Consider the following 24,929-nt stretch of genomic DNA (forward strand, 5'->3'; position numbering starts at 1 on the left):
CGTTTGGGCTGGATGGCCGCGTGGGCGTTTCAGCGCACGGTCAACTCGACACGGCGGTTGCGCGGCTCCGACCGGTTGTCCGGCGTGGGCACCAGCAAGCTGGTCTCGCCCATGCCGCCGATGTCCATGGCGATGATGCGCGAAGCCACGGGCTTGAGCAGGCGGGCCACGGTTTCGGCGCGGCGCAGCGACAAGGACATGTTGGCCGCCGCCCCCCCCAGGGTGTCGGTGTGCCCCACCACCGACACGTCGGGCGCGCTGCGCTGGCGCACCTCGCCAAACACCTGCTCGACCATGGCCCGCGACTCTGGGGTCAGGCGCGTGCTGCCTTTTTCAAAGTTCAGCCTGAAGACGGTGGGCGCCGCAGGTGACGCGCCGATGGCCGCGCCAGTGTCGCGCGCCAACATGTCTGCCGGCACCGCGTAGGCCTCGCGGGTGGAACCGTCCAGCGCAGCGGCGCCACTGGCCCGCTGCAACTCGATGGTGCCTTTGTCGCCTGCCACCACCACCTTGCCGGTGCTGCCATCGGCGCCCTGCAGCAACACCACATAAGAACGCGGCAAGGCGGCGGGACGCGCGGGTGGCGTGGTGTTGACCGCCACGGTGGTGACCGTCTCGGGGGCACACAGCGAAGCGGGGTCCACCTCGGGCTGGTCTTGCCCCACATCGGCGGCACTGGGCAGACCGTTGCGCGTGACGCCCAGGGCGCTGGTGAGCTGCCCCAGTGTGGCCAGCGAGCGCGCCTGCGCCGTGAAATACGCGTAGCGGGCGCGGGTGTAGGCCCGGTTGGCCTCAAACACTTCGTTGTGTGTGTCCAGCAGATCAAGCAGGGTGCGCTGACCGATGTCGAACTGCTGCTGGTAGGCGGCCTGCACTTTTTCGGCGGCCAGGCGCTGCTGGTCCAGCAACTGGGTCTGCTCCCGCTGGGTGTTGACCTGGTTGAGGGCCACCGTGAGTGTCTGGCGCAGATCGCGGCAAGTGGACTCCTGCTGCTCCATGGCCTCGTTCAGGGCCTGCGCCGCCTGCTCCACGCGGGCCTCGTAGGCCCCACCCCGGTACAGGTTGAAGCGCACGAGCAACTCGATCACCGCATCGCGCGAGCGGCCACGCACGCCGTCCAGGTTGCGGTCCAGCGACTGGCTGGCCCGCACGTCCACACGCGGCGCGTTTTCACTGCGGTAGCTGTCCATGGCAGCGCGACCGGCGCGCACCGACTCCACCGACGTCCACATGCGAGGGCTCTGGCGCAGCGCCTGCGACACCGCAGCCACGGCGTCCGTGGGTGTGCCGGGCAAATCCAGCTGTCGCGGCAGCGCGGCCAGTTGTGCCGGCGGCAGCACGCCCATGACCTGCAGGTAGACCTGCGCGGCCCGGTGGTGGGCCGACAGCTCCTCGGCCAGGTTGGATTCGGCCAGCGCCAACCGGCCCAGCGCCTGCTCCACGTCCGAACGGCGCGACACGCCACCGCTCTCGCGTTCGCTCAGCTGGTTGTGGATCAGCTTGTGTTCGACGTAATTGCGTTTGGCCAGATCCACCAGCTCATTGGCACGCGCCAATTCGGCGTAGGCCACGGCCGCGTCGAAGGCCATGCTTTCGGTGCCATCGAGCAGGCGGTAGAAACGCGACAGCTTGTCGTGCCCGGCCTGCCGCACGGCCGCACTCACCGCGCCGCCGTCAAACAGCAACTGGCTGACGGACAAGGTGCCGTTGGTGTCGGTGTAGGTGCCGGTGGCCGGACCCGGCCGGGTCTGTGACTCGCGGCCCACGCTGGCAAACAAATCGACCTGCGGCCGCCCCGGGCCCCGCTCGGCGTCCTGCCGGGCACCGGCCCCCAGCAGCGCGTGCCACTGGGCCTGCACACCCGGGTGGGTGTTGATCGCCTGGGTCACCGCCTCCAACATGGGCGCGGGCAAAACAGCCGCCCCCTGCGCCAGCGCCCCGCCCGACACCAACCCGCCCGCCAACAGGGCCGCCACGGCAAACGAAACAGCGCTGACCCTCATGGTGCCACCACCACCACAAAACGGGTGCCGCGCACACCGATGGTGCCGGTCGGCGTCTTGACGGCCACCGCTTCAGGTCGTGCCTTGGCGATCAGGCCCGACACGTAGTGCAACGAGCCGCTGGTCAGGCGCCCGCCCAGTTTGAGGTCGCCCTTGGCTGGCGCAAACAGGTACTCTTCCAAGGTGAAGCGGGTGGATGGCCCGAAGGACATGACCGTGTTGTCTTTCAAGGTCAGGCCCACCGCGCCGTCGGCGCCGGTGCGCACCACGTCGCCCACTTTCAGCGGCGTGCCCTCAGCGGCGCGCACCGCTTGGCCACCGGAGTCCACAAACGACTCGCCTTTGGCCGTTTTGACAAAACCGATGGCCCCCACCGTGGCCGGCGCCCGGTTCTGGGCGTGTGCGCCCCAGGCGAGCAAGGACGCGCCCAATAACAGCGATAGCTTCTTGTTCCACATGGTCTGGACTCCAATCACAGGGCGTGCCCACACGCCCGAAACACCGTTGTCGAACCCGACACGTGGGTGGCGCACCACCCACACTCAACCCCGGATACGCACCAGTTGGGCAAGCGCACCAGGCCCCAGGGCCTGCAACACTTCGTTACCGTGTGTGTAACCTTGTTTGACAATTTGATCAAGTTTATTCCAAGCCAGCATGCCCACCCGGTCCAGGGGTGGGTTGAAGTACACATCTGTCAGTGCTTGCACTTCGCGCTGGCGAGAGACGCTGTACAAAATGGTCACATTCATCAACAAACTGGCCATGGATGGCATTTTGTAGCGCCGCTTCGCGCGGGGGCGCAACTTGTCACGCAGCAAAGCCCACGTGCCGGGCACCTCGCTGTGGGTGATTTTCCGGGGTTTTTTGAAACTGAGATCGACCCCCAGCACCGTGCCCACACCACGCATTTTCCGCATCACATCGACTGGAAAATTGTTGAAAGTACCACCGTCGCACAACAAATCACCATCAAATATGACAGGCGGCAGCGCCCCGGGGATGGCGATGCTGGCCCGCAGCGCGCGGCCCAAGTTGCCACGGCGCAACACCACCTCGCTGGCGGTGCTGTAGTTGGTGGCGATGCAGTAAAAGTTTTTCCACAGGTCCTCGGCATCCGGGTCGGAACCGAACAAGGACAACATCGACTCCCGCACCAAGTGGCGCAGCCGCTGGCCCTTGATGAGCGAAATCAGCGGGAGCCAGTTGAAGTCGCTGGTGGGGTTGCTGCCAAACGCCTTGCGGGCCACCTGGAGCACCTGGTCCAGCGGCTGGTCCGAGGCGACCAACATGCCCATCAGCGCGCCGATGCTGGTGCCGCCCACACAATCCACGTCGATGCCATGCTCCAGCAGGGCGCGGTAAATGCCCAGTTGCGAGAGGCCTCGCGCACCGCCGCCAGCCAGCACCAGGCCCACGGCGGTGCGGGTTTGCAGCCGGGCCAGGCGCGCCATGTCGCGCGCCGAGCCCCGTCGCAGGTGCACATGGTCGGCCACCGGCCGGCGGTCCAGCCAGGCCTTGGTTTTGAGTGGTGTGCGTTTGTCGGCGTCGTGCTGCAGCACCAATACCTGGGCCGCTTCGGCACGGGGCGGACGCAGCATGAGGAAATCGGTCTCGATGGGGTGCAGCCGCGCGGGCTCGCTGGCGTCGGCCAGCAGCAGCAACTCGTCACAATGGCGGGCGCAACGCCGCGTCCAAGCGGTGGACTGCGCATCGGCCACCATCAGCACAAAGTCGTTTTCGGCCTCGACCTGGTCGAGCACCATGCTGATCTGGCGGCCAACCTCGGGGTTGTGTTCATCGTCAGCCCGCAAGCCCAGGGCCTGCAGCCGGGTGGCCACCCACACCGAATCGACCCGTTGCACCCGCCCTGCCGCCGCCATGCTGGCGGCCAGTTGCTCGCTGAATGGGTTCAGGTCCACACCATCGGTGATGGCGATCAGCGCCGTGATCACCGGCTTTTCCACCGGCGCACGGTCACGTTCGGTTTGCAGGCGGCGGATGAGCTGCTGGGTCAGGCCGATCGAGGCCTGGGCGCTGCTGGCCAACAGCTTGTTGAAGGCCGGCTTGTCGAGGCGGATCAACACCGACTCGCGGATGGCCACGACGGTGGCCGAGCGGGGCGCACCGGTGTACAGGCTCATCTCGCCGATCACCTGACCACGCGACATTTCGCGCACCGCGCGTTCCTGTCCGTTCTCGTCGCGGATGTAGGCCCGCAGCCGCCCGCTGATGACAAGGAACATCGAGTCCCCCGCCTCGCCTTGCTCCATCAGGGTCTCGCCGCTGTCCACCTCAATCCACTCCAGGTGGGCGCGCAACAGCTCGACGGCGGCCGGATCGGCATCCCCCAAAAATGCCGTCAGCTGGCGGCGCAACAATTCGTCTTGGTAGGGATGCGTCGAGTGAATGACTTGCATGGATTGCCGTTTCTTGTGTTGTCAAACTGCACAAGAAACGAGCTTAACCACAATTGCAACAAAACGTCAAAATCCATTCGCAGGAATGTGACGGTTTGCGCGCGAGCAGACCATCACATCTGCTCGATCATCACCTGCCCAAAGCCCGAGCAACTCACCTGCGTGGCGCCGTCCATGAGGCGGGCGAAGTCGTAGGTGACCTTCTTGGACAGGACGGCTTTTTCCATGCTGGCGATGATGAGATCGGCGGCTTCTTTCCAGCCCATGTGGCGCAGCATCATCTCGGCCGAGAGGATTTCGGAGCCGGGGTTGACGTAGTCCTTGCCGGCGTACTTGGGCGCCGTGCCGTGGGTGGCCTCGAAGCAGGCCACCGAATCGCTCAGGTTGGCGCCGGGCGCGATGCCAATGCCACCCACCTGCGCGGCCAACGCGTCCGAGATGTAGTCGCCGTTGAGGTTGAGGGTGGCGATCACCGAGTACTCGGCCGGGCGCAGCAGGATTTGCTGCAGGAAGGCGTCGGCGATGCTGTCCTTGATGGTAATGTCACGCCCGGTCTTGGGGTTCTTGAACTTGCACCACGGCCCGCCGTCGATGGGCTGGGCGCCGAATTCCTTTTGCGCCAGCGCATAGGCCCAATCCCTGAAGCCACCTTCGGTGTACTTCATGATGTTGCCCTTGTGCACGATGGTGACGTTGGGCTTGTTGTTGTCGATGGCGTACTGGATGGCCTTGCGCACCAGGCGTTCGGTGCCCTCGATGGACACCGGCTTGATGCCAATGCCAGAGGTGTCGGGGAAGCGGATTTTGGTCACGCCCATCTCGTCCTGCAGGAACTTGATGAGCTTTTGCGCCTTGGCCGATTGGGCCTCGTACTCGATGCCGGCGTAGATGTCCTCCGAGTTCTCGCGAAAGATGACCATGTTGGTCTTCTCGGGCTCTTTCAGCGGCGAGGGCACGCCCTTGAAATACTGCACGGGGCGCAGGCACACATACAGGTCCAGCTCCTGGCGCAAGGCCACGTTGAGGCTGCGGATGCCACCGCCCACCGGCGTGGTCAGCGGGCCTTTGATGGAGACCACATAGTCCTTGAGCGCGCTGAGTGTCTCGTCGGGCAACCACACGTCAGGACCATACACGCGGGTGGCTTTTTCACCGGCGTACACCTCCATCCACTGGATCTGACGCTGCCCACCGTAGGCCTTGGCCACGGCCGCGTCCACCACCTTGAGCATCACCGGGGTGATGTCCAGCCCGGTGCCGTCACCCTCGATGAAAGGGATGATGGGCTGGTCCGGCACGTTGAGCGACATGTCGGCGTTGACGGTGATTTTCTGGCCCTGGGCAGGGACCTTGATATGCTGGTACATGTAGGAGGGTCTCGGAAGGGATGCACAACGAACCCTCAAAATTCTAGTTGCTCTCGCTCACATGCCACCGCTCGCCATGAACGCCCTGCCCCGCCTGCTGCTCTGTGTTGTGTTGTCTGCTTCTGGTGCGCTGCACGCGCAGGAAGGCCCCCAGTTGAACCTGCAGCGCGTCAAGCTCAGTGCGGGCATGCATCAGATCGACGCCCAGGTGGCGCTCACGCCGCAACAGCGCGCCGTGGGGCTGATGCACCGCAAGGAGATGCCCACCCACGAAGGCATGCTGTTTGTGTTCGAGCAGCCTGGCGTGCAGTGTTTCTGGATGAAAAACACGCTGCTGCCACTGACGGCCGCGTTCATCGCCGACGACGGCACCATCGTCAACCTGGCCGACATGAAGCCGCAGACCACCGACTCGCACTGCTCGGCCAAGCCGGTGCGCTACGTGCTGGAGATGAACCAGGGCTGGTTTGCCAAACGCAACATCCAGGCCGGTGCGCGGTTGCGCGGCCAGCCCTTTGCTCAAGCGCCTGGCAACACCAAGCCCTGAAACCGCTCAGGCGATGCCGGGATTGCCGTCCACGCCCACCAGCTTGGGCTGGTTGATCTTGACCTGTTTCACAACCTTCTTGTTGCGCAGGTAGCCGGCCACCACGTCCCAAATGGGCTCGCCCTGCACACCCTCTTGCACCGAGGCCCAGCCGGCCACCTTGTACTTCTTGTCGGCTTCCACCGGTTTGCCCTTGAGCGTGAGGTTCTGGATGCGTTGGCCCATGGGCGCGGTGGGCGCGCAGGTGTACTGGAAACCGCCCACACGCACCATGTCACCACCCTGCTGGTAGTAGGGGTCGGGGTTGAAAATGTTGTCGGCCACGTCTTCCATGATTTCTTTCACCTGCGCGCCGGTGAACTCGTTGAGCGTGGTGGCCGGGTAGGTCACGGCCATCTGGTCCATCATCAGCTCGTAGGTGATGGTGTCGCCCGGCAACAGGCTGGTGCCCCAGCGCACGCCCGGCGAGAAGGCCGCATCGGCGCCCTTTACTTCCATCAGCGCGTCGCAGATGACCTGGTCCCACGAGCCGTTGAAGTTGCCCCGGCGGTACAGCGCGCCTTCGGAGATCGCCAGCTTTTCGTTCAGCTTGGCCTCATAGGGCGCCCGCACCTTGGTGATGAGTGCCTCCATTTCCTTGTCGGCCGGCAGCAGGTTGGAGAACACGGGCATGAGCTTGTAGCGGAAGTCCTGCACCTTGCCACCACGCACATCAAAGTCGAGCACGCCCAGGAACTTGCTGTTGGAGCCGGCGTTGGTCACCAGCGTCTGGCCGCCGGGGTTTTTGACGATCACCGGCGCGGGCATGCCGTCGTGGGTGTGGCCGCCCAGCACGGCGTCGATGCCGCGCACGCGCGAGGCCATCTTGATGTCCACGTCCATGCCGTTGTGCGACAGCACCACCACCACCTGGGCGCCCTTGCCGCGCGCCTCGTCCACCATCTTCTGCATGTTCTCGTCCTGGATACCAAAGGTCCAGTCGGGCACCATGTAGCGCGGGTTGGCGATGGGCGTGTAGGGGAAGGCCTGGCCGATGATGGCCACGGGCACGCCGTTCATCTCCTTGATGACGTAGGGCGCGAACACCTGATCGCCAAAGTCGGCCGTGGTCACGTTCTGCGCCAGGAAATCGATCTTGCCTTTGAAGTCGTTTTCAACGATCTCCTGCACCCGCTTGGCGCCGAAAGTGAACTCCCAGTGTGGCGTCATGATGTTGACGCCCAGCAGCTTGCAGGCGTCCACCATGTCTTGTGCGTTGGTCCACAGCGAGGTGGCCGAGCCCTGCCAGGTGTCGCCGCCGTCGAGCAGCAGCGCGTGCGGGCGGCTGGCCTTCATCTGCTTGACCAACGTGGCCAGGTGCGAGAAGCCGCCGATCTTGCCGTACGTCTTGGCCGCTTTCTCGAAGTTGAGGTAGCTGAACGCGTGGGCCTGCGCCGTGCCAGGCTGGATGTTGAAGTGTTTGAGCAGCTTCTCCCCCACCAGGTGCGGCGGGCGGCCCAGTGCCTCGCTCAGGCCCAGGTTGACGCTGGGTTCGCGGAAATAAATGGGCTTGAGCTGCGCGTGGCAATCGGTGAAATGCAGAAAGCTCACGTTGCCGAACTTGGGCACGTCGTACAGCCGCTCGCCGGCACCTGGCGTGGCGGCCAGCACATCGGCGTGGTCCAGGGCCATGCCCCCCGCACTGGCCACCGCCAGCACCTGCATGAATTCACGTCGGCTGAAGCTCATGAATATTCCTCGATAAGTAACGACTGATGGATAGAAGCGAAAAAAGGCCTTGCATCACGCAAGGCCTGTGGCTCACTGGTTGACCGGCGACTTGGGGTCCAACAGCAAGGCCATGATGTGTTTGATCTGCTGCTCGTTCAGTATGCCCGCGTGGCCGGCCCGGGGCATTTGGGAGCAGGCGTTGTAGGCACGCGCGTTCCACAACTTGCCCCAGGTGTAGTCCACGATGGCCTTGGACGCCGGTGCGTTGGGGTCGCTCACACCACGCAGCTTGCCGTAGTTGTACAGGCTGGGGCCCAGCGTGCCGAAAGAAATTTCGGCTTTGCTGATCTGATGGCAGTTGTAACAGTTGCCACCGTTGGCGGTTTTTTCGTTGTCGGTCCAGGTCATGCCTCGGCCACTCTGGGCCAGGGCTTCACCCTGTTTCCAGTCGCCCAGAAACTTGCCATCGCTGGGCCATTTGATGGACTTGAGGTTGGCTTCTTCGATGGCCTTGGCCACTTTTTCGTCCAGCGGCTTGCCTGCGGTGTCGGCCGCGCTGCACAAACGGTTGGCCTCGTCCTGGTCCAGGCGGCTGACCTTGGCGATGCCTTTGTCCTGAAATCAACTTTTGGTCATCGCTTCGGCCATCTTGTCGTAGTCGGCCGGGCTGGGCGCCGAACTGCAGGCAGACAGGACCACAGCAGCGGCGGGCAACAACATCCAGGTGGTTTTGTTCATGTGTGTGTCTCCTGCTTCAGCGCTTGATGGTGGGCACAGCGGATTCCGCGCCTTTGGCGTTGACGCCCATATAAACGCCCAACGCAATCGTCACGTCGCTGGCGAACTTGGGCTCGGGGAAACGTTGCTGCCGGTAGCAGTCGTTCAGGCGCAGCTGCATGCTCCACATCTGACCGTTGGACACGCGGTAGGCGGGCCAGGCCGCAAAACCCACGCCGTCGCCCGGGTTCTTGGTCAGGTTGGGCAGGTCTTGCAGGCGGATGCGTTTGTCGTTTTCGCCGTGGCAGGTGGCGCACGAAAAGTCGTGTGTGCCACCGCGCTGGAAGAAGGCGCGTTTGCCCAGCTCGTAGAACTTGCGCTCCTCGGCGTGGCCTTGTGGCAGGTCAAAGCGCAGGCCCTTGGATTGGGTTGCCACGTAGGTGGCCAGCGCGGTCACGTTGGCCATTTCGCCGCGGCCAAACGGTGTTTTCATGACCTCGGCGGCGTTGAAGCCCTGCAAGGTTTCCATGCAGGTCACCAGGCGCGATTCCAAGTCCTGCATCCGTCCGGTATCGGCAAAGTAGCGTGGCAGTTTCACAAACGCGCCCTTCAGCACGCCCGGCCCTTCACCCAGATCGCATTTTTCAAGCGATGCTTTTTTGGGGCCACGTACTTGCTTCCACAGCTCCTCGCCCTTCATTTCGAACAGCTCGGCCGGGTTGCCGTCTTGCAACATCTCACGGTACTTGGCAATGCCATCAGCCGCCGACTGCGCCGAAGCGGCCGAGGCCACCGACACAAGCACCATGGCCGCGATCCAGCGTTTGTTTTCCATCGCATGTCTCCTTTTTATGCTGTCAAACAAAAGAGAACGGCCAGCCTGCTGGCCGGCCGTGACTCTGACCCCCACCTTATCAGGCGATGGCCGCTTCGTCAGTGCGGGTGTCACCCTTGTTGTCCACCCACTTGACCGCCAGCTTGTCGCCCTTGGCGCCGCCCTTGAATTTGAAGGACAGGAAGGGGTTTTGCGACACGGCGGTGCTCCACTGGGCCTTGAGCACGCTCTTGCCGTTGTGGGTGGCGTCCACTTCGGTGATGAAGTGGGCGGGGATGGTGTCGCCAGCAGCGTTCTTGCGCTGGCCGGTTTCCATCGGGTGGGACATCAGCACGCGGACTTCGGTCACGCCGTCTTTGTGGGCGGCACGGATGCGCATCGGATCTGCCATGGTGTTTCTCCTGAGAATTCGTGAATCGGATCAAGTCTTGGGTACAGCCTGCGGCATCAGCCGCCGCAACCACCCAGCGTGACCTTGGTTTCCTTGGTGGCCGAGTACAACTTGCCATCGGCCTTGACGACGGCAATGACGTTGGTGCTCTGGCCCATCTTCAGACGGGTCTGCACACTGGCCTCGGTGCCGGCGGGAATGAAGAAGGAGGCCGACAGCGGGTTGATGTTCTTCTCGACCAGCAGGTGGATTTCGGTGGTGTTGGCCAGGTTGCTGGTGGCGCCCACAGGCACCACGGCGCCGTTTTCGGCAATGTCGGGCGCGACCACGGTGACCTGATCGCTGGTGGCCGGTGTGCCACCCACGGCCTTGAGCGCGTCGGCCAGGCTCTTGGCTTCAAAGCCGGCGCGGTTGGCCTGGGCCAGCGCCTGCTTTTCGGTGATGAGACCCAGCGCCACCAGCGTGCCCAGGGCGCCCGAGGTCTTGAGGACGTTACGGCGGGTGTTGTTCATGAATGACTCCTTGAAAAAAGGGGGGACAGGGCCAGCAATAGGCGGGAGCTTACGCTGACCCGAAGTCGTTGGCATCAGGGATTACGATTGGTTGCTTATATTCTGAATAAATCGCTCATTCAGATCACTTGGCGCCCGCAGCGATCCATTTGGCGATGGTTTTTGCATCGGCGTCAGACAGCTGGGGCTGGGGTGGCATGGGAACGGAACCATACACGCCCGAGCCGCCACCCTTGATTTTGCCGACCAGATAGTCTTCCAGGTTGGCCTGGCCTTTTTGTTTGACCAGTATCTCGTTGAAGCCAGGACCCACAATTTTGTTGGTGACACCGTGGCAGGCGGTGCAGGCGTTGGCCGCGAGCAAACCTTTGACGTCGCCCGCCCCGCCGGCTGCGGCCACCACCACAGGCGCCGCCGCAGCGGCACCCTTGGCCGGCATGCTGGCCGGCGCGGGCTTGGTGGTGTCGGCACCCCGCACCGGGCCAATCACGCGGTTCTGTTCCTGGATGTTGCCGTGGGCGTCGCGGGCAAAGTCGGGCAGCGAGGATTGGATTTTCTCGTCCACCGGGCAGTTCTTCATACAGGCCACGTTCTTCACATCGCCCTTGCCGTTCACCTTCCACAGCGGCTCGTAGAACACCATGCCGTTGCGGTTGGGCATGCGTTTTTGCACCTCGGCGATGTTCTGATCCGACAGCGTGAAATCGGCCGGCACGATCTCGGCCAGGCTCAGCAGGTAGGCCGTGGTGGCGTACACCTCTTCGGTGGTCAGCGTCTTGGGCGCGTTCCAGGGCATCGCGCGGTTGATGTAGTCCCAGATGGTCGAGACGGTGGCCACCTTCATGATGGTGGTTTTCTGCGGGAAGGTGGAGCCCTGCTCCAGGTTCTTCACCCGGCCACGCTCGATGTCGGCCTTGGTGGTGCCGCCAATGATGGGTGTGAACACCTCGTTGGATTCACCAAAGCTGCCGTGGCAGGACGCGCACTTGGCCTCCCACACCTCTTCACCCTTGCTGACGCTGCCTGAGCCCTTGGGCAGGCCCTTGAAGTCGGGGCGCACATCGATGTCCCAGGCCTTGACTTCGGCCGGCGTGGCGTCGCGGCCAATCGAATGCCAGGGTTTGGCCTGGGCAAAAGCAGAACCCACCGCCAACGCGGCCATGGCGAGAACGATACGTTTTTTCATGGTCGGCACTCTCTCAGTAGACCTGCACGTTGGAGACTTCACCGTTGGCCCCCACCAGCCAAGACTGGATGGCGTTCTGGTGATAGACCGAACGGGTGCCACGCACGGCGCGCAGCTGGTTGATCTTGGGCTGCACGTAGCCGGTGCTGTCGATGGCGCGGCTTTGCAGAATGGCGGGCTTGCCGTCCCAGACCCAGTCGATGTTGAAGCGGGTGAAGGCCTTGTCCAGAATTGGCCCTTCCAGGCGGGCGGTGCGCCAGTTGCGACCGCCGTCGGTGCTCACGTCCACGCGCTTGATGCTGCCACGCCCCGACCAGGCCAGGCCGGTGACGTTGTAGAAGCCCTTGTCCAGCAGCGTTTGCCCGCCTGACGGTGTGGTGATGACGCTTTTGCACTCCTGGATGCCGGTGTACTGGCGGTGTGTGCCATCGGGCATGTGGTCGATGTAGTGCACCGCTTCATCTTTGGTGGCGTACTTCTCGTCGCCCACCTCGATGCGACGCAGGTACTTGACCCAGCTCACGCCCTGGACGCCCGGCACCACCAGACGCAGCGGGTAGCCGTTTTCAGGGCGCAGCATTTCGCCGTTCATGCCCCAGGCCACGATGCAATCGTCCATGGCACGTTCGATGTCGATGGTGCGGGTCATGGACGAACCGTCGGCGCCTTCGGCCAGCACGTATTTGGCCTTTTTCTTGTCGATGCCACACATCTCCAGCAGGGTGGAGAGCAGCACGCCGGTGAATTCAGAACAACTCACCATGCCGTGGCTGTACTGCACCGTGGGCACGGCCACGTTGCCCCATTCGGTGGCCGAGTTGGCGCCACACTCGATGAAGTGGATGCGCGAGACGCTGGGCAGGCGCATCAGGTCGTCCATGGTGAACACGCGCTCGCGCTTGACGAGGCCGTTGACCATGAGACGGTGCTTGGAAGGATCGATGTCCCACCAGCCCTGGTGGTGGCGCTCGAAGTGCAGGCCACTGGGGGTGATGATGCCGAACAGGCCTTGCAGCGGCGTGAAACTCACCGACGCCTGGTTGACTCGGGTCAGTCCCGGGCTCTGGCGGCGCTGCAGGTTGGCTTCCCACTTGCTGGGTTTGCCGTAGCCGTCGGTCACCACAGGCAGGCCCAAACCGGTGGTGTGCTCGGGCATTTTGAGGATGGCCTCTTCGCCGTCGGCCGCCACCGCCTTGGCCGATGCGGCCACACCGGCACCCATGGCCAGGGCCTTGCCCATGAAGCTGCGGCGGGCCTTGCGAGCCAGCTCCAGCTTTTCGGCGTCGAGGAAATTCTCGGGCGCGGGAAGGACCCGCCCAATGGTTTGACTCAGTTCGTCGGACACAGCGCGCTTCCTTTGTGAAGGTGGCCCCGCCCTGAAACGGGGCGCAGACCTTGGGGAATGCGCGAAGTATATTCGTACTTGCTGATATTCAGATACGAACAAACCCTGATGTCTTCGTTGCCACCGGCGGACCATCACAGCCGCCTGCCCCCTTGTGTGGTTGGGCGGTGGCGCCCATGAACGTTAAACTTTGTCAATTGTTTTGACAGGGTGTTCAAGGAGCAAACATGACCACTGCGACACACGCTTGGAGGCTGGCTTTGCTCGTGTGTGCCGGCTGGCTGCTGGCGCCCTGGGCGCACGGCCAGGAGCAATTCACGGTCAAGCGCGACGTGGCCCTGCGCGAAGCCCCCCGGGCCGACGCCAAATCGACGCCACTGCCCGCCAACGCGGTGGTCACCCGGCTCGACGAGCGCCAGGGGCCGTTCCGCCGTGTGCGTACCAGCGACGGCAAAACCGGCTGGCTGCACATGTTTGACCTGCAAAGCGGCGCACAGGCCACCCCCGCTGCGGCGCCCAGCACGGGCACCAGTGCCTTGCGCTCCCTGGGCCAGGCTTTCGGCGCCGGCGGCACCCGCCCCACCACCGTGGCCACGTCCACCGTGGGCATCCGTGGGCTGGACGCGGACGACTTGGCCAACGCCACCCCCAACCTGGCCGCGGTGGACGCCGCCGGCCAGCACAAGGTCAGCGAGTCACAAGCCCGCCAGTTTGCCCAGCGCGCCGGTTTGCGCCCGCGCGAGGTGGCCGACCTCAACCCCGCCCCTCCCTCCACGGCGCCTGGCGCCGGCACGCTTGCACAGTGAGGACGCTGCCATGACACACGACCCACGTACCAGCATACGTACCAGCCTACGCCCCCGCCGCACGGGCCTGCACCTGCTGCCAGCCGTGCTGGCCGCCGCCGGCCTGAGCGCCTGCGTGGCCACCGCACCCACCTCGGGCGGTGGCAGCGGCGGCTCCATCACCGATGCGCTGCGTTCACTGGGCAGCAGCGTGCAGGCGGCCGGTGCCAGCATGCCCGCCGTGGCGGCCAACCTGCCCCTGGGCGGCAGCGGCTCGTCGGCCGGGGAAGCCTTGAGCCTGGTGCAATTGTTGATGCAATCGATCGACAAGATCGACGAGCCCAAGGAAATTGAAATTGGCCGCAACCTGGCGGCGGTGCTACTGGGTGCCAAGCCGGCCCTCAAAGACGCACGCACCCAACGTTACGTGAACGAGTTGGGCCGCTGGCTGGCGCTGCATTCGAGCCGCCCGCAACTGCCCTGGTTGTTTGTGGTGCTGGACGACCCCGGCGTGAACGCCTTTGCCGCACCTGGGGGTTTTGTGTTCGTCACCAAGGGGCTGCTGGACCGCACCTTCAGCGAAGCCGAGCTGGCCGGCGTGCTGGCACACGAAATTGTCCACGTCGAAAAGAAGCACCACCTGCAAGCCCTCGCCAAAACGGCACGCTCCGGCTTGGCCACCCAGCTGATCGGCTCGCAGGTGCGCAACAACGTCGGGGGCGTGGTCGCCACGCAGCTCATGAACCTGGGCAAAAACCTCTACAGCAAAGGCCTGGACCGCGCCGACGAGTTTGAGGCCGACGCCCTTGGCGTGTCGCTGGCCACGCGCGCTGGCATGGACCCCTTTGGCTTGCCCACGGTGCTGCAGACGCTGTCCACCGTGCGCCCAGACGACCCGGCCTACCTGCTCGCCCTGGCCACCCACCCGCCCACCAGCCAGCGGCTGGCGTCGCTGCAAACGGCCATGGGCCAGCAGTTCGACCGCTACGGCGCCGCCCGCCAGGTGCCGGTGCGGGCCAGAGTGACACAGACCTCGGCCACGCCGGCCGCCGCGCAGCCCGCGAAAAAATAGCCCCCACCGTCTGAGCGTGGCGCCGGCCTACTTGGTCTCGAAGCTGGTCACCCAGCGCCAATCGGCCGGCAGCTTCTGCTGGCGCCAGTCGGCCACGCGCTCGGCGTACAGCGCGTACAACACTTTGCTGGGCTGCGTCGCGCGCAGTTCGTCCAGCAAGGCCTGGGCCTGGGGCCAGTGCTGATGGCGGCAGGCTTGCAGGCACTGCGCCCAGCGTTCCAATTCGTTGCCCACCACATCCTCGGCGTCCAGCACGGTGTAGATGGCCACGGCGGCGTCCTTGCCCTTGACCTTTACCGTGTCCAGCTCTTGCCAGGTGAAGCCGTCACCGGCCTGGGCGTGGGTGGTTTCGCTCACCACGATGTCCACACCGTAGTGTTTGCCCAGGCCCTCCAGGCGTGAGCCCAGGTTGACCGCGTCGCCGATCACGGTGTAGGAGCGGCGCAGGTCCGACCCCATGTCACCGACACACATGACGCCGGTGTTGAGGCCCACGCCCATGCCAATCTCGGGCCAACCGCGTTGGCGGTGATCGAGGTTGATCTGGGCCACGGCTCGGCGCATGGCCAGGGCCGCCAGCACCGACAGGCGGGCATGCTCCGGCTCGGGCACAGGCGCGCCCCAGAAAGCCATCACGCAGTCGCCCATGTATTTGTCGATGGTGCCCCGGCGCTGGCGGATTTCGTGGGTGAGGCTGCTGAACACGCGGTTGAGCAAGGCCTGCAGTTCGGCCGCACCCATGGTCTCGGACAGCTGGGTGAAGCCCCGCATGTCGCTGAACATCACCGTCAGCTCGCGCTCCTCGGCGCGCATGCTGTAGCGTTCGGGCGCCTTCACCATTTCGTCCACCAGTTCGGGGGGCACGTAGCTGCCAAACAGGTGGGCCAGCTCACGTTTGGCGCGGGTTTCGATGAAGTAGGCGTAGCTGGTGTGCAGCACATAGGCCAGCACCACCAGCAACACCGGGCTGACCACCGGCAGCACCAGCCCGTGCCGTGCAAACAGCCACAGGTTAGCCCCCACCAGCAGCGCGATCAGGGCCGCCGCCAGCATGGCCGACGAAACGGCCTTGAGGCGTGGCAGGCCCCACAGCAGCAACGCCGCCGCGACCAGCAACACCAGCAGTTCGTAGCCCGGTGCGTAGTCGGGTTGCACCAGCACATGGCCGTCGAGCCAGGCCGAGATCAGGTTGGCGTGGGTCTCCACGCCGGGGTAGGCTTCGCCCACGGGTGTGGCCCGCAGGTCTTGCAAACCGGGGGCGGTGGTGCCCAGCAACACGATCTTGTCGCGCAAGCTGCCGGGGGCCAGGCGGCCGGCCACCACGTCGGCGGCCGAAACGTACTGGAACGAGCCGCCTTGAGGCCCGCCCGGGCCACGGAAGGGCACCAGCACCGCCACCCGTGAGTCCACCGCGATCTGCATGCGGCTGCCGCCCAGGTCCAGCCCCACTGCCGCCAGCACAGGCCCCCCCGCCCAGCCCTCGGTACCTGGTGCCACCTCGGGCACCACCTTGGCCCCACCCGACACAGTGCGCAACACGGCCAGCGACAGCGACTCGTAGTACGCGCCCTCAAACCGGGCCAGCAAGGGCAGCGCGCGCACCAGGCCATCGCTGTCCACCACGGGGTTGAAAAAGCCCGCGCGCGGTGCGGCTTCGGCCAAGGGCGCGATGTTGCTGCCATGGCCGTCCCATAGCGTGGCGCGAAACGGTGCCCCGCCCTGCGCCTGAAGATCGGCTTCGGTGACCACGGGCGGCGGCAGGCGCCCGGTGCGCAAACCGTTGCGGTCGCTGGTGAAGTAGTAGCCCAGCACCACGTCGCGCCCGCGCAGGGCATCGGCAAAACGCTGGTCGTGGTCGAGCCGGCGGGTCAGTTCGGGCAGGCGCGCCACAAAACGCGGTTCGTCGCGCAGTTCACCTTCGGCCAGGGCCTTCAGCTGGCCCAGGCCCGAGCGGTCGTCGGCTTCGGCGAACACGATGTCCATGCCCAGCACGGCCACCTGCTGCTCATCGAACAGGCGCTCCACCAGGCGGGCGAGGTGGTGGCGCGGCCAGGGCCAGTGGCCCAGCTCGGCCAGGCTTTTTTCGTCGATGTCGAGGATGACGATGCGCTCGTCCAGCGTGCGTGGCATCACGGCCAGCAGGCGTGCATCGTAGGCCGCAGCTTCGAGCCGGTTCAACCATTCCAAGCGCTGCACACCCGTGACGTGCAGCAGCGCCAGCAACAGAGGCAACAACACCGTGGCGAGACGCAAAACCAGCTTGATCCAGCGTGCCATGGTGGGGCTCCTGCGTCAGAGATGGGGTGGGGTGATCGGGTCTTCGGTCAGCTCGCCGGAGGTCAGGCGCAAGCGCCGGTCGCAACGCGCTGCCAGGCTTTCGTCGTGTGTGACCAGCACGAAGGCGGTGCCCTGAGAGCGCGCCAGCTCGAGCATCAGCTCAAACACCGCGCCCGCGCTGCCACGGTCCAGGTTGCCGGTGGGTTCGTCGGCCAACACGCAGGCCGGGCGCGTGACCAAGGCGCGGGCGATGGCCACCCGCTGGCGCTCACCGCCCGACAGCTCGGCCGGCCGGTGCGCCAGCCGCTCGGCCAAGCCGACGCGGGCGAGCATCTCGGCCGCCGTGCGGCCGGCTTCTTCGCGCGGCTGGCGGCGTATCCACAAAGGCATGGCCACGTTGTCGCGGGCGCTGAACTCGGGCAACAGATGGTGGAACTGGTAGACAAATCCCAGGTGCCGGTTGCGCAGATCACCTTGTTGGGCGGCACCCAACGTGGCGAGGTTCTGGCCCAGCAGCGTCACGCTGCCGGCGGTGGGCGCGTCCAGCCCGCCCAGCAGGTGCAGCAAGGTGCTTTTGCCCGAGCCGGAGGCGCCCACGATGGCCAGGGTTTCACCGGCAAACACCTGCAGGTCCACGCCTTTGAGCACGGTGACGTCGAGACGGCCTTCGTGGAAACGTTTGGTCAGGCCGCTGGCCTGGAGAACCACTTGAGCGCCCGCCGCCGGGCCGCCCCAAGGCGGGCGAGCCCCCTCGGGGGGCAGCGAACCCAACGAAGTGGGGAGCGTGGAGGTGTTATTCATAGCGCAGCGCCTCCGCCGGATTCACGCGGCTGGCGCGCCAGCTGGGGTACAGGGTGGCCACAAAAGCCAGCACCAGCGAGATCACCGCAATCGGCACAATGTCGGTCGATTGCGGATCGCTGGGCATGCGGCTGATGAGGTAAATGTCCTGCGGCAAAAAGGCGGCGCCGAGCAAACGCTCCAGTGCCGGCACCAGGGTGTCGATGTTGAAGGCGACCAACAGGCCCAGGGCCAGGCCACTGAGGGTGCCAATCACACCCACCATAGCCCCCTGCACCACAAACACGCCCATGATGCTGCGCGGGCTGGCGCCCAGGGTGCGCAGGATGGCGATGTCGGCGCGTTTGTCGGTCACCGTCATCACCAGCGTGCTCACCAGGTTGAAGGCGGCCACCGCCACGATGAGGGTGAGGATGATGAACATCATGCGTTTTTCGAGCTGCACGGCGGCGAACCAGGTGCGGTTCTGGCGGGTCCAGTCGCGCACCAGCAGGTCGCCGCTGAGCGAGCCGGCGATCTGCACCGCCACCTCGCGCGCCTTCTGCAAGTCTTTGAGCTTGATGCGCACGCCGGTGGGGCCTTCCAGGCGGAAGATGCGCGCGGCGTCGTCCTGATGCAGCAGGGCCAGGCCCGAGTCGTACTCAAAATGGCCGGAGTCGAACACCCCCACCACCGTCATCTGTTTGATGCGCGGCACCACACCGGCCGGCGTGATCTGGCCGCTGGGCGCGATCAGCGTGACCGTGTCGCCCTGGCGCACGCCCAGGCTGCGCGCCAGCTCACCACCGAGCACGATGCCAAACTCGCCCGGCACCAGGCGCGGCAACACCGTTTGCGACAACTGCGCGGCCAGCTCGGTGACGCTGGGCTCCGCCGCCGGGTCGATGCCACGCACGATGGCGCCTTTCATGTCTTCGCCGCGTGCGATCAGTCCCTGAGCGCCGATGAAAGGCGCCGCCCCGATCACCTCTGGATTTCGCTGAATTTCGGCCAAAGTGGTGGGCAGATCGGGGATGGCCTCACCCGTGGGCGTGAACACCTCCACGTGCGAGAGCACACCCAGCATGCGGTCGCGCACCTCTTTCTGAAAACCGTTCATCACGCTGAGCACGATGATGAGCGCGGCCACGCCCAAGGCAATGCCCAGCATGGACACACCCGAGATGAAAGAGATGAAGCCGTTGCGCCGGGTGGCGCGGCCAGCGCGGGTGTAGCGCCAGCCCAGGGACAGTTCGTAGGGGATTTGCATGCGTCGTATTCCGGCCGGCATTGTGGCATCCCGGACAATCCCCCCCATGCACGCCACGCATTTGCTGATTCCCCTGCCCCCCGCGCCTGTCGGTGCGGTTCTCACCCCGCCCCCAGAACTGACACGTCTGCTGGGCCTGATGGCGCCCGCCGGGCGACTCGACACCCCTGAAGACAGCCCTGCCCTGCCCCACGAGCTGGTGGTGGCCCGCCACAACGGCCTGAATACCGAACCGGGTCACACACCCTGGGCGGCATTTGAGACTGGCACGGTGGGCACCCCTTGCGCCTGGATCACGCCTTGCCACTGGCAGGTGGGCGCGCAGTACGTGGCCCTGGCCGACCCCGACACACTGGCGCTCGACGCCGCAGCGTCCGAGGCCCTCATGCGCGCCGCCGAGCCCTACTTTGCGGAAGACGGCATCGCGCTGCACCCCACCCAGCCCGGCGCCTGGCTGGCCAAGGGCGAGGTGTTCAGGGACTTGCGCACCTGGTCGCTGGGGCGCGCCACCGGCCGCCCCATCACCCCTGAGATGCTGCAGGCCTCCACCGGCCACCACCCAGGCTTGCGCCGCCTGCAGAGCGAAATGCAGATGCTGTTCTACACCCACCCCACCAATGACGAACGCCAGGCACGGGGCCAACTGCCCATCAACGCCTTCTGGGTGACGGGCGCTGGTGCGCTGGCGCAGGCCCACGCCCCCCGGCCTGGGATGGTGGTGGACGGCCGATTGGCAACTGGGGATCCGCACGCCGCGTGGGCCGCCATAGCCGCCGACATCGCCTCCCACTGGCTGCCCCGCGCCCAGGCGGGCGAGGCGCTGCAATTGACGCTCAGCGGCGAACGCGCGGCACAGACGTTTGCCACACAGCCCCGCTCTGTGTGGCGCCGCCTGCGCCAGGCCCTGAGCCAAGCCGACACCACTTTCCTGACCACCCTATGAAACTCATCACCCGCGACGTGCCACCCCGTGCCGCCTGGGCATTGGAGCAAAGCGGCGTGCACCCGCTGCTGGCGCGCCTGTACGCCGCGCGCGGCGTGCGCAGCCCCGACGAACTCGACGACACGCTCGCCCGCCTGATCCCCCCCAGCGCCATGAAAGGCACAGAGGCCGCCGCGCGCCTGCTGGCCGACGCCATGGCCGCGAACCAGCGCATCTGCATCGTGGCCGACTACGACTGCGACGGCGCCACCGCTTGTGCCGTGGGCGTGCGTGGCCTGCGGCTGCTGGGCGCGCCCATGGGCTTTGCCAACGTGGCCTACCTCGTGCCCGACCGCGTCAACGAAGGCTACGGCCTCACGCCCAGCATTGCCGAGCGCGTCAAGGCCAGTGGCGCGGACCTGCTGGTCACGGTAGACAACGGCATCGCCAGCCTGGACGGCGTGCGCGCCGCACGCGCCCTGGGCCTGCAGGTGCTGGTCACCGACCACCACCTGCCCGCCGTGATGAACGGCCAGCCCGTGGTGCCCGACGACTGTGTGATCGTCAACCCCAACCAGCCCGGCTGCACGTTTGAGAGCAAATCCATCGCCGGCGTGGGTGTGATGTTCTACGTGCTGCTGGCCTTGCGGGCCGAGTTGCGGGAACGCGGTGTGTTCAGCCCTGCCACACAACCCAAGATCGACACGCTGCTGCCCTTGGTGGCACTCGGCACTGTGGCCGACGTCGTCAAGCTCGACCCCCACAACCGCCGCCTCGTGGCCCAAGGTCTCAAGCGCGTGCGCGCCGGCGCCCTGCCCGCTGGCATGGCGGCGCTGTTCAACGTGGCCGCGCGCCGCCCCCACGCGGCCACCGCCTTCGACTTCGGTTTTGCCCTGGGTCCGCGCCTGAACGCCGCCGGCCGCCTGGCCGACATGACCCTCGGCATCGAATGCCTGATCACCGATGACGCGGCCCGCGCCGACGAACTGGCCCGCACGCTGGACGGCATCAACCGCGAACGCAAGGCCATCGAAGGCGACATGCGCGAGCAGGCGCAACAACTGGCCGAACAGCTGTTCGACGAAGACGAGGCGCCACCGCCCGCCATCACCGTGTTCGACCCCGATTTCCATGAAGGTGTGGTCGGCATCGTGGCCTCGCGCCTCAAGGACAAGCTGCACCGCCCGACCTTTGTGTTCGCGGCCAGCGCGGCCGAGGGTAAAGGGCACGAACTCAAGGGCTCGGGCCGCTCCATCCCAGGCTTCCACCTGCGCGACGCACTTGACCTGGTGGCCAAACGCCACCCCGGCGTGCTGCTGCGCTTCGGCGGCCACGCCATGGCGGCCGGCTGCACCATCCACGAAGACGGCCTGGACGCCTTCGAACAAGGCCTGGCCCAGGTGGCCAGCGAATGGCTGGACGCCGAAACCCTGCAGCGCCGCCTGGAAACCGACGGCCCGCTGGACCCGCAGTACCGCCGCCCCGACGTGGTGGACACCTTGCACGCCGAGGTCTGGGGCCAGGGTTTTGCGCCGCCCGTGTTCTGCGAAGAAGTAGAGGTGGTCTCGCAACGCATCGTGGGCGAAAAACACCTGCAGCTCAAACTCAAACACCAGGGCGCAGCGGTGGACGGCATCTGGTTCAGCCACACCGAGCCCCTCCCGCCCCGCGCCAAGCTGGCCTTCCGGCTCGACGCCGATGAGTGGCAAGGCCAGAAACGGGTGCGGTTTCTGGTGGAGGCGGTGGAGCTGTGACGGGCAGCATCGGGAGGCCATTTCGGGAGACCATTTCTTGGCAAAGATTGCCAAAACCGTTAAGCTGCTGACCATGCCAACCACCATGAACATCTCGCTGTCCGACGAACTGAAATCGTTCGTGGATGAACGCGTCAAAAGCCGTGGCTACAGCACCCACAGCGAGTACGTGCGCGATCTGGTGCGCCGCGACGAGCAGGAAGCCGGGCGTGAGCGTTTGCGCGCCCTGCTGGCCGAAGGTTTGGCGTCTGGCCCCGGGCCGGACTGGACGACCCAGCGCGATCACCTGCGCCAGCGTGCGTTGGGTTCATCCGGCAGCAAGGTTTGAAGCCCTGCCGACCGACGGCCGCTGCAGCAGCGGACGTTGACCGTGCCTTCGACCACTACCTCACGCAGGCAAACGCCGACGTGGCGCTCGGGTTCATCGATTCGCTTGACGCCGCTTTCCTGCACCTGGCCGAACACCCCGGCACCGGCTCACCTCGCTACGCACGGCCACTCCACGTGCCGGGCCTGCGCTGCTGGCTCACCACCGGCTATCCCTACGCGGTCTTCTACCTGGAACGCGACACCCACCTGGATGTGATCCGCGTGCTGCATCAGCATGCGGATCTGCCTGCACACTTGGTTTGAGCATGACACGACTCAACGTGGTGCACGCCGACGAGCACCTGCTGGTGCTGGACAAACCCGCCGGCCTTTTGTGTGTGCCCGGACGCGGCCCCGACAAGGCTGACTGCTTGAGCGCGCGCGCTCAAGCGCTGTACCCCGACGCCCTCATCGTGCACCGGCTGGACATGGCCACCTCGGGCCTGGTGGTGATGGGGCGCGGTGCAGCCGCCCAGCGCGCGCTCAGCCTGGCGTTTGCCGAGCGCCGGGTGCTCAAGCGCTACGAGGCGGTGGTGGCCGGTGTGCCCGATGCCTCGGGCGCCGATGCCGAGGGCTGGAGCGACATCCATCTGCCCTTGATCGTGGACTGGCCCAACCGGCCCAAAAGCAAGGTGGACTTTGACCTCGGCAAGTCCAGCCACACCCGTTGGCGCACGCTGCAAGTGATTGAAGTGCCTGAGCTCGGCCCCTGCGCAAGGTTGGCGCTGGAGCCGGTGACCGGCCGCTCGCACCAGCTGCGCGTGCATTTGCTGGCGCTGGGCCACCCCATGTTGGGCGATGACCTGTATGCCGACGGCGCTGCGCTCGCGGCCTCACCTCGGTTGCTGTTGCACGCCTGCGCCATCACCTTGCCCCACCCCCACACCGGCCAACCGATGGGCTGGACCAGCCCTGCGCCTTTCAGCGCATGAAGCTGCTCTCCACCCGGTTGCGGCCGTTCTGTTTGGCGCGGTAGAGCTGGTGATCGGCCGCGCGCACGGCCCCGTCGCTGCTGTTGTGCTCCGGCTGCGCCTCGCTCAGGCCGATGCTGAGCGTCACATGGTCGGCGGCAGGCGGGCATGAGATGTCGACCGCATGACGCAGCTTTTGCGCCACACGCAAGGCCTCGTCGGGCGGCGTCTGGGGCAGCAACACCAGAAACTCCTCGCCACCGCTGCGGCCCACAAAGTCGGTGGACCGCAACTGGCGCCGCAGCACATCGGCCACGTGCCGCAGCACGGCGTCACCCGCCGCATGGCCATGGCTGTCGTTGACCAGCTTGAAGTGGTCCACGTCCAGCACCAACACCACATACGCCACGCCGGTGCGGCGCATGCGTTCGAACTCCAGGGCCAGGCGCTCGTCACAGGCGCGCCGGTTGGGCAAGCCGGTCAGCGGGTCGTGACGGGCTAGGCGCTCCAACTCGGCGTTGCTGCGGGCGAGTTCGGCCGTGCGCTCGGCCACTTTGTCCTCCAGCTCGTGGTTGCTGCGCTCCAGCGCCTGGCGCCGGGCAATCAGGGTGGCCGCCATGCCCTTCAAGGCGGTCGACAGGGCACGCACCTCGGCACTGCGTGCACCGGCGTCCAGCACCACATCTTCTTCGCCCCGCTCCACACGCAAGGCCAGGCCGGTCAACACCTCCAACGGGCGGCTGATGATGCGCGCGCCCCACCACGTCAGCAGCAAAAACACCAGGCTGGCCAACAAGGTCACGCCCAGCACCGCGCGCTGCAGATCGACCAGATCGCCCAGCGCTGCGGTCAGCGGCTGCCGCACCACCACGCGCCACCCCAGCGGGCTGGCAGGCCCGGCCTCGGGCACGGGCACGGCCACACTGAGGTACTCACCCCCTTCCGGCCAGCTGTCGAGCACTTGCGGCACCTCGGACACAAGTCCGTCGGGCACGCGATCGGCGCCCAGAGCACGGTCGGGGTAGCTGATGTGCCCCGCCTGGTCGACCAGGAACACATCGATTTGTTGCCGCGCACTTTTGCGGGGGACGATGGCACCCACCACGTTGGCGGCCCAGCGCCAATGCAGGTGGGCGGACAGCACACCACTCACGCTGCCGTCGGGTGCCCGCAGCGGCACCGCCACGTCGATGAAATACAGCGGTTCGGACGCGCCCGGCGCCAGCAGCGACTGCAGCAGATCCGCGCGGTGGCGGTCGCCCAGGTATGGGCCGTTCAGGCCGGCGGCAAACCAGGGGCGCTGCGCTACCGAACGCCCCACCAGCAGGCCACCCGTGGCCACCTTGACCACGCCCTGCGCGTCCGTGGCGCCGATCCACGCGTACACGGGGTAGGCAGCCTGCAAGGCGTCCAGCGTGGCCGCACCGGCCTCCTCCGCCCGCGCGCCCGCCAATTCGGGCGACAAGCGAGCCACCTGACCGATCTCGCGCAAGCGCTCTTCCAGGTTGAGCGACACCACCGACGCCACCGCCTCGGCCAACTCGTGCAAGGCCTGTTCGCGTTCGCGCACCAGCTGCTGCCCATAGACGTGGGTAACGTAAAGGTAAAACGGCAAGCCCACGCCCAGGGCCAAGACACCAATCGCCAAGGCCAAACGTGAACGGAAGGTTTCAGGGAGCCATTTCATTGTCAAACATTTGCAAAAACCGACCCACCCTATCGTATGCTTGGCCGCAATGGCAAACACGTCGAAACA

At 65.9% G+C, this 24,929-nt stretch carries 22 protein-coding genes and 1 pseudogene; 8 read left to right on the forward strand and 15 right to left on the reverse strand.

Annotation, left to right across the window (positions count from 1 at the left end):
• Positions 1–29: 29 nt before the first annotated feature.
• The 4 genes from ACFQPB_RS15030 to icd all read right to left on the reverse strand — a co-directional run bounded on the left by ACFQPB_RS15030 (position 30) and on the right by icd (position 5,790).
• Complete coding sequence (locus tag ACFQPB_RS15030) at positions 30–2,003, reverse strand: TolC family outer membrane protein (protein ID WP_382224865.1); 1,974 nt, start codon at positions 2,001–2,003, stop codon at positions 30–32.
• A complete protein-coding gene (locus tag ACFQPB_RS15035; protein ID WP_382224868.1) occupies positions 2,000–2,461 on the reverse strand; it encodes a FecR family protein in 462 nt (153 codons plus the stop codon). The genes ACFQPB_RS15030 and ACFQPB_RS15035 overlap by 4 nt, the downstream gene beginning before the upstream one ends.
• A gap of 84 nt (positions 2,462–2,545) precedes the next feature.
• Positions 2,546–4,423, reverse strand: coding sequence for a patatin-like phospholipase family protein (locus ACFQPB_RS15040; protein ID WP_382224871.1), 1,878 nt, complete (start codon positions 4,421–4,423; stop codon positions 2,546–2,548).
• Positions 4,424–4,536: 113 nt separating this feature from the next.
• The gene (gene icd / locus ACFQPB_RS15045; protein ID WP_382224874.1) at positions 4,537–5,790 is read right to left on the reverse strand and encodes an NADP-dependent isocitrate dehydrogenase; all 1,254 of its coding nucleotides are present in this window, start codon (positions 5,788–5,790) and stop codon (positions 4,537–4,539) included.
• A 76-nt stretch (positions 5,791–5,866) separates the two neighbouring features.
• Here icd and ACFQPB_RS15050 point away from each other — a divergent pair, with 76 nt between their 5' ends.
• Positions 5,867–6,337: a DUF192 domain-containing protein gene (locus tag ACFQPB_RS15050; RefSeq protein WP_382224876.1), complete on the forward strand. Its 471-nt coding sequence runs from the start codon at positions 5,867–5,869 to the stop codon at positions 6,335–6,337.
• Positions 6,338–6,343: 6 nt separating this feature from the next.
• Here the strand turns inward: ACFQPB_RS15050 and soxB are convergent, their stop codons facing one another.
• The 7 genes and pseudogenes from soxB to soxC form a co-directional block, all read right to left on the reverse strand.
• Positions 6,344–8,065, reverse strand: a complete 1,722-nt coding sequence (gene soxB / locus ACFQPB_RS15055; protein ID WP_382224879.1) for a thiosulfohydrolase SoxB — start codon at positions 8,063–8,065, stop codon at positions 6,344–6,346.
• 72 nt (positions 8,066–8,137) lie between these two features.
• Positions 8,138–8,668 (reverse strand): annotated as a pseudogene (soxX, locus tag ACFQPB_RS15060) (sulfur oxidation c-type cytochrome SoxX); the annotation flags it as partial.
• A 133-nt stretch (positions 8,669–8,801) separates the two neighbouring features.
• A complete protein-coding gene (gene soxA / locus ACFQPB_RS15065) occupies positions 8,802–9,572 on the reverse strand; it encodes a sulfur oxidation c-type cytochrome SoxA (RefSeq protein ID WP_382224937.1) in 771 nt (256 codons plus the stop codon).
• 106 nt (positions 9,573–9,678) lie between these two features.
• Positions 9,679–9,990, reverse strand: coding sequence for a thiosulfate oxidation carrier complex protein SoxZ (gene soxZ / locus ACFQPB_RS15070; RefSeq protein ID WP_382224881.1), 312 nt, complete (start codon positions 9,988–9,990; stop codon positions 9,679–9,681).
• 56 nt (positions 9,991–10,046) lie between these two features.
• A complete protein-coding gene (soxY, locus tag ACFQPB_RS15075) occupies positions 10,047–10,502 on the reverse strand; it encodes a thiosulfate oxidation carrier protein SoxY (protein ID WP_382203657.1) in 456 nt (151 codons plus the stop codon).
• A 124-nt stretch (positions 10,503–10,626) separates the two neighbouring features.
• Entirely contained in the window at positions 10,627–11,688 is a 1,062-nt protein-coding gene (locus ACFQPB_RS15080; protein ID WP_382224883.1) for a c-type cytochrome, read from the reverse strand.
• A 13-nt stretch (positions 11,689–11,701) separates the two neighbouring features.
• Positions 11,702–13,033: a sulfite dehydrogenase gene (gene soxC / locus ACFQPB_RS15085; RefSeq protein ID WP_382224885.1), complete on the reverse strand. Its 1,332-nt coding sequence runs from the start codon at positions 13,031–13,033 to the stop codon at positions 11,702–11,704.
• Between the two features lie 227 nt (positions 13,034–13,260).
• On the opposite strand from soxC, the gene ACFQPB_RS15090 reads away from it, so the two are divergent.
• Positions 13,261–13,839, forward strand: a complete 579-nt coding sequence (locus tag ACFQPB_RS15090; RefSeq protein WP_382224887.1) for an SH3 domain-containing protein — start codon at positions 13,261–13,263, stop codon at positions 13,837–13,839.
• Positions 13,840–13,849: 10 nt separating this feature from the next.
• The gene (locus ACFQPB_RS15095) at positions 13,850–14,890 is read left to right on the forward strand and encodes a M48 family metalloprotease (RefSeq protein WP_382224889.1); all 1,041 of its coding nucleotides are present in this window, start codon (positions 13,850–13,852) and stop codon (positions 14,888–14,890) included.
• Positions 14,891–14,917: 27 nt separating this feature from the next.
• Here ACFQPB_RS15095 and ACFQPB_RS15100 read toward each other — a convergent pair whose 3' ends face one another.
• Genes ACFQPB_RS15100 through ACFQPB_RS15110 form a run of 3 tightly spaced genes read right to left on the reverse strand, consistent with a single transcriptional unit; the run spans position 14,918 to position 19,217 of the window.
• Complete coding sequence (locus tag ACFQPB_RS15100; protein ID WP_382224892.1) at positions 14,918–17,167, reverse strand: CHASE2 domain-containing protein; 2,250 nt, start codon at positions 17,165–17,167, stop codon at positions 14,918–14,920.
• Positions 17,168–17,182: 15 nt separating this feature from the next.
• Positions 17,183–17,968, reverse strand: coding sequence for a lipoprotein-releasing ABC transporter ATP-binding protein LolD (lolD, locus tag ACFQPB_RS15105; protein WP_382224894.1), 786 nt, complete (start codon positions 17,966–17,968; stop codon positions 17,183–17,185).
• On the reverse strand, positions 17,961–19,217 hold the full coding sequence (locus ACFQPB_RS15110) for a lipoprotein-releasing ABC transporter permease subunit (RefSeq protein WP_382224897.1): 1,257 nt from the start codon (positions 19,215–19,217) through the stop codon (positions 17,961–17,963). The genes lolD and ACFQPB_RS15110 overlap by 8 nt, the downstream gene beginning before the upstream one ends.
• Positions 19,218–19,263: 46 nt before the next feature.
• Here ACFQPB_RS15110 and ACFQPB_RS15115 point away from each other — a divergent pair, with 46 nt between their 5' ends.
• The 5 genes from ACFQPB_RS15115 (at position 19,264) to ACFQPB_RS15135 (ending at position 23,194) form a co-directional block, all read left to right on the forward strand.
• Positions 19,264–20,160: a phosphoglycerate mutase gene (locus ACFQPB_RS15115; protein WP_382224900.1), complete on the forward strand. Its 897-nt coding sequence runs from the start codon at positions 19,264–19,266 to the stop codon at positions 20,158–20,160.
• Positions 20,157–21,893 (forward strand): single-stranded-DNA-specific exonuclease RecJ, encoded by a 1,737-nt coding sequence (gene recJ, locus ACFQPB_RS15120; RefSeq protein ID WP_382224903.1) that lies wholly within the window; start codon positions 20,157–20,159, stop codon positions 21,891–21,893. Before ACFQPB_RS15115 ends, recJ begins: the two co-directional genes overlap by 4 nt.
• A 73-nt stretch (positions 21,894–21,966) precedes the next feature.
• Complete coding sequence (locus ACFQPB_RS15125) at positions 21,967–22,221, forward strand: type II toxin-antitoxin system ParD family antitoxin (RefSeq protein ID WP_382198924.1); 255 nt, start codon at positions 21,967–21,969, stop codon at positions 22,219–22,221.
• Positions 22,218–22,526, forward strand: a complete 309-nt coding sequence (locus ACFQPB_RS15130; RefSeq protein WP_382224906.1) for a type II toxin-antitoxin system RelE/ParE family toxin — start codon at positions 22,218–22,220, stop codon at positions 22,524–22,526. The genes ACFQPB_RS15125 and ACFQPB_RS15130 overlap by 4 nt, the downstream gene beginning before the upstream one ends.
• 2 nt (positions 22,527–22,528) lie before the next feature.
• Positions 22,529–23,194 (forward strand): pseudouridine synthase, encoded by a 666-nt coding sequence (locus ACFQPB_RS15135; RefSeq protein ID WP_382224909.1) that lies wholly within the window; start codon positions 22,529–22,531, stop codon positions 23,192–23,194.
• On the opposite strand, the gene ACFQPB_RS15140 is transcribed toward ACFQPB_RS15135, so the two are convergent.
• Positions 23,184–24,860 (reverse strand): sensor domain-containing diguanylate cyclase, encoded by a 1,677-nt coding sequence (locus tag ACFQPB_RS15140; protein WP_382224912.1) that lies wholly within the window; start codon positions 24,858–24,860, stop codon positions 23,184–23,186. The genes ACFQPB_RS15135 and ACFQPB_RS15140 overlap by 11 nt on opposite strands.
• Positions 24,861–24,929: the final 69 nt, after the last annotated feature.

The organism is Hydrogenophaga atypica (assembly GCF_042665215.1).
In the GTDB taxonomy this organism is placed as follows: Bacteria; Pseudomonadota; Gammaproteobacteria; order Burkholderiales; family Burkholderiaceae_C; genus Hydrogenophaga; species Hydrogenophaga defluvii_A.

Excerpts from the sequence above, each read along its gene's own strand:
- ACFQPB_RS15030 (WP_382224865.1), bottom strand. The coding sequence starts at position 2,003 with ATGAGGGTCAGCGCTGTTTCGTTTGCCGTGGCGGCCCTGTTGGCGGGC.
- ACFQPB_RS15035 (WP_382224868.1), bottom strand. The coding sequence starts at position 2,461 with ATGTGGAACAAGAAGCTATCGCTGTTATTGGGCGCGTCCTTGCTCGCC.
- ACFQPB_RS15040 (WP_382224871.1), bottom strand. The coding sequence starts at position 4,423 with ATGCAAGTCATTCACTCGACGCATCCCTACCAAGACGAATTGTTGCGC.
- icd (WP_382224874.1), bottom strand. The coding sequence starts at position 5,790 with ATGTACCAGCATATCAAGGTCCCTGCCCAGGGCCAGAAAATCACCGTC.
- ACFQPB_RS15050 (WP_382224876.1), top strand. The coding sequence starts at position 5,867 with ATGAACGCCCTGCCCCGCCTGCTGCTCTGTGTTGTGTTGTCTGCTTCT.
- soxB (WP_382224879.1), bottom strand. The coding sequence starts at position 8,065 with ATGAGCTTCAGCCGACGTGAATTCATGCAGGTGCTGGCGGTGGCCAGT.
- soxA (WP_382224937.1), bottom strand. The coding sequence starts at position 9,572 with ATGGTGCTTGTGTCGGTGGCCTCGGCCGCTTCGGCGCAGTCGGCGGCT.
- soxZ (WP_382224881.1), bottom strand. The coding sequence starts at position 9,990 with ATGGCAGATCCGATGCGCATCCGTGCCGCCCACAAAGACGGCGTGACC.
- soxY (WP_382203657.1), bottom strand. The coding sequence starts at position 10,502 with ATGAACAACACCCGCCGTAACGTCCTCAAGACCTCGGGCGCCCTGGGC.
- ACFQPB_RS15080 (WP_382224883.1), bottom strand. The coding sequence starts at position 11,688 with ATGAAAAAACGTATCGTTCTCGCCATGGCCGCGTTGGCGGTGGGTTCT.
- ACFQPB_RS15090 (WP_382224887.1), top strand. The coding sequence starts at position 13,261 with ATGACCACTGCGACACACGCTTGGAGGCTGGCTTTGCTCGTGTGTGCC.
- ACFQPB_RS15095 (WP_382224889.1), top strand. The coding sequence starts at position 13,850 with ATGACACACGACCCACGTACCAGCATACGTACCAGCCTACGCCCCCGC.
- ACFQPB_RS15100 (WP_382224892.1), bottom strand. The coding sequence starts at position 17,167 with ATGGCACGCTGGATCAAGCTGGTTTTGCGTCTCGCCACGGTGTTGTTG.
- lolD (WP_382224894.1), bottom strand. The coding sequence starts at position 17,968 with ATGAATAACACCTCCACGCTCCCCACTTCGTTGGGTTCGCTGCCCCCC.
- ACFQPB_RS15110 (WP_382224897.1), bottom strand. The coding sequence starts at position 19,217 with ATGCAAATCCCCTACGAACTGTCCCTGGGCTGGCGCTACACCCGCGCT.
- ACFQPB_RS15115 (WP_382224900.1), top strand. The coding sequence starts at position 19,264 with ATGCACGCCACGCATTTGCTGATTCCCCTGCCCCCCGCGCCTGTCGGT.
- recJ (WP_382224903.1), top strand. The coding sequence starts at position 20,157 with ATGAAACTCATCACCCGCGACGTGCCACCCCGTGCCGCCTGGGCATTG.
- ACFQPB_RS15125 (WP_382198924.1), top strand. The coding sequence starts at position 21,967 with ATGCCAACCACCATGAACATCTCGCTGTCCGACGAACTGAAATCGTTC.
- ACFQPB_RS15135 (WP_382224909.1), top strand. The coding sequence starts at position 22,529 with ATGACACGACTCAACGTGGTGCACGCCGACGAGCACCTGCTGGTGCTG.
- ACFQPB_RS15140 (WP_382224912.1), bottom strand. The coding sequence starts at position 24,860 with ATGAAATGGCTCCCTGAAACCTTCCGTTCACGTTTGGCCTTGGCGATT.